Source organism: Tardiphaga sp., from assembly GCF_025356345.1.
Taxonomy (GTDB): Bacteria; Pseudomonadota; Alphaproteobacteria; order Rhizobiales; family Xanthobacteraceae; genus Tardiphaga.
On record NZ_JANXTC010000015.1, the window covers coordinates 1 to 8,926 of the forward strand.

The following is an 8,926-nucleotide window of genomic DNA, read 5'->3' on the forward strand; positions in this document are numbered from 1 at the left end:
AGCGTGAAGTAGGGGTCGCCCCTGCACAGCTGGCTCCAGACGAAGACCATCGCCGTGCAGGGCGCCGCCGCCAGCAGGATGAGGCCGGCAATGTAACTGTCGATCTGCTCCGGCGGCAGGATCGGGGCGAACACATGCCGAATGAAAATCCAGCCCAGCAGCGCCATGGGGAACGGCTTCACCGCCCAGTTGATGAACAGCGTGACGCCGACGCCGCGCCAGTGCTTTTTCACTTCACCGAGCGCGCCGAAATCGATTTTTAGCAGCATCGGGATGATCATCAGCCAGACCAGCCCCGCCACCGGCAGGTTGACCCGGGCGATCTCGGCGCCGGCGATGGTCGCAAACGCGCCGGGCAGAACGTGGCCGAGCGCAATGCCGACCACGATGCACAGCGCGACCCAGAGCGACAGGAAACGTTCAAAGGTGGTCATGGCTCAGGCCACGCCCGGGCGCGACGACGTCGTGCCTTCAGCCTGGCCAATCTCGCGCAGCCTCGCGCCCAGTGACATCCGGTCGATGCTGCCGAGCGGCAGGCTGGTGAAAATGTTGATGCGGTTCTTCAGATAGCGCAGCGCGGCAACGAAGGCGGCTTCCTTTTCGAAGTCGGGCCCGGTAACGGCCGCAGGATCTTCGATACCCCAATGCGCGGTCATCGGCTGGCCTGGCCAGACCGGGCAGGATTCGCCGGCGGCGTTATCGCAAACCGTGAACACGAAATCCATTACCGGGGCATCCGGCGTCGCGAATTCCTGCCAGCTCTTGGAGCGCAGTCCATCGCTCGGATACTGGAAGCTCTCAAGCACTTTCACCGCGAAGGGATTGATGCTGCCTTTCGGCTGGCTGCCAGCGGAAAAGGCGTGGAACTTGCCGCCGCCATCCTTGCGCAGGATGGATTCCGCCAGGATCGAGCGGGCCGTATTGCCGGTACAGAGAAACAGTACGTTGTAGATCCGGCCGGAAAGAGCGTGATCAGACATGGGCCTTGGCTTTCTGGGACTTGCCCTTCGATGTGGGCGGACAGCATGGCTTCAGGCTTTCGATCAGCGGCGCGCAGATTTCGGCGCGACCGCCGCAGCAATCTTCCATCAGGAACCGGATGACTTCCCCTACCCGTGTGACGTCCGCCCGATAGCTGATCGAACGGCCCTGTCTCAGGGCCACCACCAGTCCCCCGCGCGCCAGCACCGCGAGATGGGAGGACATTGTGTTCTGTGGCACCGCCAAGGCGCGGGCAATGTCGCCGGCGGCAAGCCCGTCCGGCTCGTGCGTCACCAGCAAGCGAAAGACTTCGAGCCGGGTGGGTTGCGCGAGCGCCGCGAATGCAAGGATGGCTTGTTCAAATTCCATGTATCTAGATTTATCGATATTCAAGCCGGCGTCAAGATGCCGTCGTCTATATTTCGAATATTCCGGAAATATCGATTGACGGTTCTGGCGTTGTCCGCCAATTTGTTGCGGTGAAAGTCGATGACGCCGCCGCCAAGCTCGAGGCCCTGGGCAATTCGACCCGGCTCAGGATCTATCGCTCGCTGGTTCGCGCCGGCGCGGCAGGCCTCGCCGTGGGACGCCTGCAGGAAAAACTGAAGATCGCGCCATCAACGCTGTCCCATCATATCAAAGCCCTGGTCGTCGCCGGGCTCATTACCCAGGTCCGCGATGCCACCACCCTCGTCTGCCATGCTAACTACACCGTGATGAATGGATTGGTGGAATTCCTCGTCGCCGAATGCTGCGCCGATGCGGCAGACAACATCACCACCGATTCTTCCGCCTGAGGGGTCTGTTTGGATTTCGATGATAACGTTAGCTATGGCGGTCAATGCTCGCCGCAGCGGTTCATCGGCAGCGCCACACGACAACGAGACCCGATCCCGATGTCCCCGACGATCAAATCGACCAAATGACCCCGCGCCAGCTTCCCCTCATCCTCGCGCTCGGTACCACACAGACCCTGGCCTGGGCTTCCAGCTACTATCTCCCCGCGATCCTCGCCGATCCGATCGCGCATGATCTCGGTATTTCCAGCAACTGGCTGTTCGCGGCGTTCTCGGCGTCGCTGGTGATCTCGGCGCTGCTCGGCCCGCGGGTCGGGCGGCAGATCGATCAATTCGGCGGGCGCCAGGTGTTGTCTGGCTCCAGCCTGATCCTGGCGGCAGGGCTGACGGTGCTGGGCTTCGCGCACTCGATCCCCGTTCTGATGCTGGCGTGGTTGCTGCTCGGCGCCGGCATGGGCCTCGGCCTGTACGACGCCGCCTTCGCGGCGCTCGGCCGGATCTATGGCGAGCAGGCGAGGCGCGCGATTACCGGCATCACGCTGCTCGCCGGCCTCGCCAGCACCATCGGATGGCCGCTGACGGCGTGGGGGCTTGAGACGATCGGCTGGCGCAACACCTGCTTTGCCTGGGCGGCGGCGCATATCGTGATCGGCCTCCCGCTCAATCTGATCTTCCTGCCGTCGGTAAGCCGCGAGAAGTCGGGCGCGCCGAAAACCGCGGTGGCGAAGCCGCATCTTCCGATTGACCGCGGCATGATCCTGCTGGCCTTTGCCTTCGCCGCCGCCTGGAGCGTCACCGGCGCGATGGCGGCGCATCTGCCGCGCATCATGGAGGCAGCCGGCGCCACCAGCGTGCAGGCGATCACCGCGGGCGCGCTGATCGGCCCGGCGCAGGTGCTGGCACGAATCCTCGAAGCCGGCTTTCTCAGCCGCTTCCATCCGCTGTTGTCGACGCGGCTGGCCTGTCTCACCCATCCGATCGGCGCCGGCATTCTGGCGCTGGCCGGCGGCGGCGCAGCCGGTGTATTCGGAATCTTTCATGGCGCCGGCAACGGCATCCTGACCATTGCGCGGGGCACGCTGCCGCTCGCAATCTTCGGTCCGGAGAATTATGGCTACCGCCTCGGCCTGCTCGGCGCTCCCGCGCGAATGGCGCAGGCCGCCGCGCCGCTGGCCTTCGGTTTACTGATCGACATCATCGGCAGCCGGGTGCTGCTGGTGTCATCGGCGCTCAGCCTGTCGGCCTTGCTCGCGTTATGCCTGCTGCACAGCACGTCGCGTGCTACGCCGGTTGTCCCGCGAAGCGAGGATGATCCCGCAGCGATCGAAACCTGAAAGCCAAGCGGGCATTTAGCGCCGCTATTCGTCCCGCGCTTATTTCGCCTGGCTCGGCACTGCAGCATGGTCTCTTCTGGACGGCACGTTGGAATTCGGTAGTCTGGCCGAAAATAAACGACCAGGGGAGGAAGACCATCGTGGCATTCAAGACGACGCGTCCGCTTGCAATCACCATTGCGGCCATTGGCCTGTTCTACAGCGCGGCGCCCGCGCTGGCGCAACAATCGATCACGGTCTGGTTCAGCAAGGGGTTTTATCGCTCCGAGGACGATTCGCTGATCGCGGCGATCAAGAAGTTCGAGGCCAAGACCGGCATCAAGGTCGAGCTGTCGCAATATGCCATCCAGGACATGATCCCGAAGACCGTGGCGGCGCTGGATTCCGGCACGCCGCCGGACGTCGCCTATGCCGACACCTATGACGTCCAGGCCTCCGGCAAATGGGCGTTCGAGGGCAAGCTCGAGGATCTCACCGACATCCTGGCGCCGATGAAGTCGGCCTTCGCGCCCAACACCATCGAGACCGCCTATCTCTATAACGACCAGACCAAGAAAAAGGCCTATTACGGCTTCCCGCTGAAGCAGCAGTCGATGCATGTGCAGATCTGGAGCGACATGCTGGAGCAGTCCGGTTTCAAGGTCAGCGACATTCCGACCGACTGGAAGGGCTATTGGTCATTCTGGTGCGACAAGGTGCAGCCGGCCTATCGCAAGGCGTCCGGCACCCGCGGCTACGGCATCGGCATGCCGATGGGCGTCGAATCCACCGACTCCTTCCAGTCGTTCTACACCTTCATGGACGCCTACAATGTCCGGCTGGTGGATGATGACGGCAGACTGCTGGTCGACGATCCCAAGGTTCGCGAGGGCCTGATCGGCGCGCTCAAGGATTACACCGATCCCTACATCAAGGGCTGCACGCCGCCCTCCTCGACGACCTGGAAGGACCCCGACAACAACGTCGCCTTCCACAACCGCACCACCGTGATGACGCATAATTTCACCATCTCGATCGCGGGAAAATGGTTCGAGGATTCGCAGAACCAGGCGCTGACGCCGGAGCAGCGCGCGGCCGGCAAGAAGGCCTATGAGGAAACCATCATCACCGCGGCGTTCCCCAACAAGCCCGACGGCACGCCGATCAAATATCGCTCCGACGTCAAGACCGGCATGATCTTCAGCGCCTCGAAGAACAAGCCGCAGGCCAAGGAATTCGTCAAATTCCTGCTGCAGGAGGAAAACCTGCAGCCTTATGTCGAAGGCGCGCTGGGCCGCTGGTTTCCGGTGACGATCGCCGGACAGGCCAGCCCGTTCTGGCAGGCCGATCACCATCGCAAGGCGGTCTGGAACCAGTTCAAGGCGGGCACCTCGACCTTCGATTTCGTGCGCAACTACAAGTTCACGATCCTGAACAACGAGAACGTCTGGGCCAAGGCGATGAACCGCGTCGTCAGCGAAAAGGTACCGGTCGACAAGGCGGTTGATGAGCTGATCGCGCGGATCAAGCAGGTGGCGGGTTAGCAGTCACTGTCGTTCCGGGGCGAGCGCGCGCAGCGCGAGCGAACCCGGAACCTCAGGCGGCTCTGTCCCTGTACCTCTCATTTCGGGATTCCGGGTTCGCAATCGCCTCGCGGCGCTTGCGCCCCGGAATGACCGATTGGGGTTGGACGAAACGATGATAGGCAGTGCATGACCTCGATCACGCTCTCTACCCGCCACGACACCATCCCGCGAAAGCCGTGGTCGTCGCGGCTGTCGACGCCGCATGTCTGGGGACTGGCGCTGCTGGCGCCATATATGCTCGTGTTCGCGGCCTTCGTGGTCTATCCGGTCGGCTACGGCCTGTGGCTGGCCCGACACCCGGCGAGTTATGTCGCGTTGTACAACGACCCGATTTTCGCGCGCGCGGCGATCAACACGCTGATCTTCCTGGTGATTGGCATCAACATCAAGATGCTGATCGCGCTCGGCCTGTCGGGATTCTTCATCCAGTCGCGGACCTGGATCAAATGGCTGTCGGTGCTGTTCATCCTGCCCTGGGCGGTGCCGTCGATCCCGACCATCCTGTCGGTGCGATTCATGTTCAATCCCGAATGGGGCATGGTCAATAATCTGATCTTCAAATTCACCGGCGAGGACGGACCGAACTGGCTCAACGATCCCACCATCGCGCTGACCATGGCGATCGGCATGCATATCTGGAAATCGCTGCCATTCTGGACGCTGATCCTGATGACCGGAAGGCTGGCGATTCCGGACGACCAGTTCGAGGCGGCGGAAGTCGACGGCGCCAGCTGGTGGCAGAAATTCCGCTTCATCACCTGGCCGTCGATGCGCACGCTGTACATCACCTGCACGCTGCTCTCGATGATCTGGACGCTTGGCGATTTCAACAGCGTCTATCTGCTGACCGGCGGCGGCCCGGCCGATCTCACCCATGTGTTGGCGACGCTGGGCATTCGCTATCTGCGTCTCGACCAGCTCGATTTGTCGATGGCGGCGATCGTCTGCGCGTTGCCGCTGGTACTGCCGCTGGTGTATTTCATGATGAAACGGTTGTCGCGATGAGACTCCCTTCCCTGCGCGAAGTTGGCGCCGAAGCAAAGCTGCTGCTGATCGGCATTCCCGTCTTCATCTGGACCATGCTGCCGATCTATCATCTGTTCCTGTTCGCGATCTCACCGAAGCAGGATGCCTTTGCCGGCAAGCTGTGGCCGGATCATCCGACGCTGCACAATTTCGAGATCGTGTTCCGCCAGCAGCATTATTTTTTGCGTGACTTCTGGGCGCAGTTCTGGAATTCGACGGTGATCGCCTTGTCGGCCGGCGTGCTGACGCTGCTGATCGCGACCGCGGCGGCATTCGCGATCTCGCGGTTGCGGGTGCCGGGTGGGCGGCTGGTGATGAACCTGGCGCTGTTCACCTATTTCATTCCGGCGGCGTTCCTGGCCGTGCCGATGTACCGCACCATGGGCAATTACGGCCTGCTCAACAATCACTGGGCGCTGATCCTGGCGATGGTGACGATCGCTTCGCCCTATGCGATCTGGGTGCTGAAGCAGGCTTCCGACAAGCTGCCGGTCGAACTCGACGAGGCTGCGATCATGGACGGCGCCACCACCATGCAGCTGTTTCGCATGGTCTATCTGCCGCTGATGATGCCGTCGCTGGTGGCGGTCGGCGCCTATGCCGTGCTGCTGGCCTGGAACGAATATCTCTACGCGTTCCTGCTGCTGTCGAAGGATACCGAGATCACGCTGCCGGTGGCGCTCGGCAACTTTCTCGCCGCTGACGATTCGCCGTGGGAATTGCTGATGACGACCGGCCTGATCTACGCCCTGCCGCCGGCGGCGATGTACTACGCCTTCAAGCGCTACATGGTCGGCGGTCTGACGGCGGGCGCGGTGAAGTCGTAACCGCGCGTCACGCCACCCGCGGGATCCCCGCCCTCATTTGTTCGCCAAAAATCGACGCTTGCGGACCAGTCGTCGCAGGAACGAGCGGCGGCGCGGGGGTGGTTTCGGGAAACGAGCCGATAGCGCCCGCTACCTCCCGGAGCGGTTTCTGCTTGTCGGCCCAGTGCAGGGCGGTGTAGTCGAAGCCGAGTTCGATGGTCGGTTTGACGACGTCGAAATAGGGCGAGATGTCGAAGTCCCGCGGCATGTACAGCGAGGAATCGCGGATGTGCAGGATTTCGCGGCGCGCCTGGCGGCTGCCGGCGCGGGTGATCTTCGGCAGGATCGGATAGCGCACGGCGTCGAAGGCCTGCGCGATCAGCGCCGAGCAGATGATCTTGGTGGGATCTCCGGAGCCGAATGCGATCATGCGGCGACGCCAGCGCTGCGGCACCGGCAGCGGAATCAGGAAACGCATCAGATCGACGATGTTCTTGGTGTCGTAGCCAAAGCCGATCCGGTTGATCGCGTAGCGGCACACGGTGGTGCGGTCCTCGAAGGACAACCCGACCGGCCGGCACAGCCTTGTGTGATACGAGAAATATTTCGATAGCGGCGCCGAGGTCACGCCTTCGCCGATATTGGCCTCGATCAGCACATGCGGCTCGCCGTCGGGTTCGGAAGCGCCATCGATCACCCCGACATAGAGCGCGGCATGCGACCAGGTCGACTGGGTCAGATATTTGATGATGCCGGAGATATGGTTGTTGCCCTCGACCAGCAGCACGTCGCCTTCCTGGATCACGTCGCGCAGGCGTTCCGGATCGCTGGGTGTGAAAGGCTCATAGCCCGGCAGCTCCTTCTGGAGATAGCCCGCAATCCATTTTCCGACCGTATCGAGCACCAATCCCATGATCGTCACTCCCCGCGGCTCGTAACGGCCGCTTCCTTCAGGTCAATCATGGTCAAGAGCCATTTCGATTTGGTTCATGCGGCGCGCGGCCCGTCATGCTTGATTCACCATGAGAGTTGCCGCTCCCCGGTGAATCCGGCAAAGTTTGCCGGACATCCTCGCGCTTCTCAAAGTTTCGGAAACCATGCCATGACAATTTCGCGCCGCGACTTCCTGTCGGCGTCGACGGCATTGGCGCTGGCGCCGCTGCTCGGCGCAAGGGCGTGGGGCGCGGCATTGCCGCGCGAGGCCGATATTGTCGTGATCGGCGCCGGTGCGGCCGGCATTGCCGCCGCGCGCCGGGTGATGGCCGCCAACCGCAAGGTGCTGGTGCTGGAAGCGTCCGGCAAGATCGGCGGCCGTTGCAGCACTGATGCCACGACTTTCGAGGCGCCGTTCGACCGCGGCGCGCGCTGGTTGCATACGCCGGAAACCAATGCGCTGGTCAAGCTGGCACGCGGTGCCGGCGTCGATGTCGCGCCGTCGCCGCCCAGCCAGCGCCTGCGCATCGGCCGCCGCAATGCCCGCGCCGGCGAGACCGAGGATCTGCTGGCGACCCTGGTGCGCGCCAACCGCGCCATCGACGAGGCCGCGCGCAAGGGTGGTGACGGCGCCTGCGCGGCGGTGTTGCCGAAGGATCTGGGGGACTGGGCCGGCACCATTGATTTCCTGCTCGGCGCCTCGGCCACCGGCAAGGATCTCAAGGATCTGTCGGTGCTGGATCAGTTCCGCGCGCAGGACCGCGCCATTGCTGTCGCCACGCAGCAGGGCCTCGGCGCGCTGCTGGCCAGGCTCGGCGAAGCCATCCCGGTGGCGCTGTCGACACCGGCGACGCGCGTCGTCTGGAGCGGCCGTGACATCGGGGTCGAGACGGCGTCGGGCCGTATCGCGGCGCGCGCGGTAATCGTCACCGTGTCGTCCAATGTGCTGGCGTCGGGTGCGATCCGGTTCACGCCGGAACTGCCGAAGCGGCAGCTCGATGCCGCGGCGAAACTCAACCTCGGCAGCTATGACCGCATCGCGTTGCAACTGGCCGGCAATCCGCTCGGGCTTGGACGAGACGAGACGCTGATCGAGCAGAGCCTTGATGGGCGCACGGGTGCGCTGTTCGCCAATATCAGCGGCACGTCGTTGTGCACGGTCGATATCGCTGGCGCCTTCGGCCGCGATCTGTCGGCGCAGGGCGAGGCGGCGATGGTTGGCTTCGCGGTGGAATGGCTGACGAAACTGTTCGGCAGCGATATCAAGGCAGCGGTGCGGAAGAGCAGTGCGACGCGCTGGAATGCTTCGCCGTTCGTGCAGGGCGCGATGTCCGCGGCGGCCCCCGGCGGCCAGGCGTCGCGCCGGACATTGATTGAACCGATGGGGAATTTGTTTCTCGCTGGCGAGGCCACCCATGAGACGCTGTCGGGCACCGTGGACGGCGCCTGGGAAAGTGGCGATCGCGCCGCCGAAGCGGCGCTGA

The 8,926-nt window shown here is 63.4% G+C and carries 9 protein-coding genes and 1 pseudogene; 6 read left to right on the forward strand and 4 right to left on the reverse strand.

Annotated elements, in window-relative coordinates; all coding sequences use genetic code 11:
• The 3 genes and pseudogenes from Q0S16_RS00525 to Q0S16_RS00535 form a co-directional block, all read right to left on the reverse strand.
• Positions 1–434 (reverse strand): annotated as a pseudogene (locus tag Q0S16_RS00525) (arsenical-resistance protein); the annotation flags it as partial.
• A gap of 3 nt (positions 435–437) precedes the next feature.
• A complete protein-coding gene (locus Q0S16_RS00530) occupies positions 438–980 on the reverse strand; it encodes an arsenate reductase ArsC (protein ID WP_295843873.1) in 543 nt (180 codons plus the stop codon).
• The gene (locus Q0S16_RS00535) at positions 973–1,350 is read right to left on the reverse strand and encodes a metalloregulator ArsR/SmtB family transcription factor (protein WP_295843890.1); all 378 of its coding nucleotides are present in this window, start codon (positions 1,348–1,350) and stop codon (positions 973–975) included. Before Q0S16_RS00535 ends, Q0S16_RS00530 begins: the two co-directional genes overlap by 8 nt.
• 110 nt (positions 1,351–1,460) lie before the next feature.
• Here Q0S16_RS00535 and Q0S16_RS00540 point away from each other — a divergent pair, with 110 nt between their 5' ends.
• The 5 genes from Q0S16_RS00540 (at position 1,461) to Q0S16_RS00560 (ending at position 6,530) form a co-directional block, all read left to right on the forward strand.
• A complete protein-coding gene (locus tag Q0S16_RS00540) occupies positions 1,461–1,778 on the forward strand; it encodes a metalloregulator ArsR/SmtB family transcription factor (protein WP_295843876.1) in 318 nt (105 codons plus the stop codon).
• A gap of 125 nt (positions 1,779–1,903) precedes the next feature.
• On the forward strand, positions 1,904–3,112 hold the full coding sequence (locus tag Q0S16_RS00545; protein ID WP_295843878.1) for an MFS transporter: 1,209 nt from the start codon (positions 1,904–1,906) through the stop codon (positions 3,110–3,112).
• Between the two features lie 140 nt (positions 3,113–3,252).
• Entirely contained in the window at positions 3,253–4,635 is a 1,383-nt protein-coding gene (locus Q0S16_RS00550; protein ID WP_295843880.1) for an ABC transporter substrate-binding protein, read from the forward strand.
• A 168-nt stretch (positions 4,636–4,803) separates the two neighbouring features.
• Positions 4,804–5,682 (forward strand): sugar ABC transporter permease, encoded by an 879-nt coding sequence (locus tag Q0S16_RS00555; RefSeq protein WP_295843883.1) that lies wholly within the window; start codon positions 4,804–4,806, stop codon positions 5,680–5,682.
• Positions 5,679–6,530: a carbohydrate ABC transporter permease gene (locus Q0S16_RS00560; RefSeq protein ID WP_295843885.1), complete on the forward strand. Its 852-nt coding sequence runs from the start codon at positions 5,679–5,681 to the stop codon at positions 6,528–6,530. Before Q0S16_RS00555 ends, Q0S16_RS00560 begins: the two co-directional genes overlap by 4 nt.
• 7 nt (positions 6,531–6,537) lie before the next feature.
• Here Q0S16_RS00560 and Q0S16_RS00565 read toward each other — a convergent pair whose 3' ends face one another.
• Positions 6,538–7,422 (reverse strand): YiiX/YebB-like N1pC/P60 family cysteine hydrolase, encoded by an 885-nt coding sequence (locus Q0S16_RS00565; protein ID WP_295843888.1) that lies wholly within the window; start codon positions 7,420–7,422, stop codon positions 6,538–6,540.
• Positions 7,423–7,611: 189 nt separating this feature from the next.
• Between Q0S16_RS00565 and Q0S16_RS00570 the strand changes: the two genes are divergently transcribed.
• Positions 7,612–8,926 (forward strand): NAD(P)/FAD-dependent oxidoreductase (locus Q0S16_RS00570; RefSeq protein WP_295843889.1); only part of this gene is annotated, 1,315 nt, incomplete at its 3' end.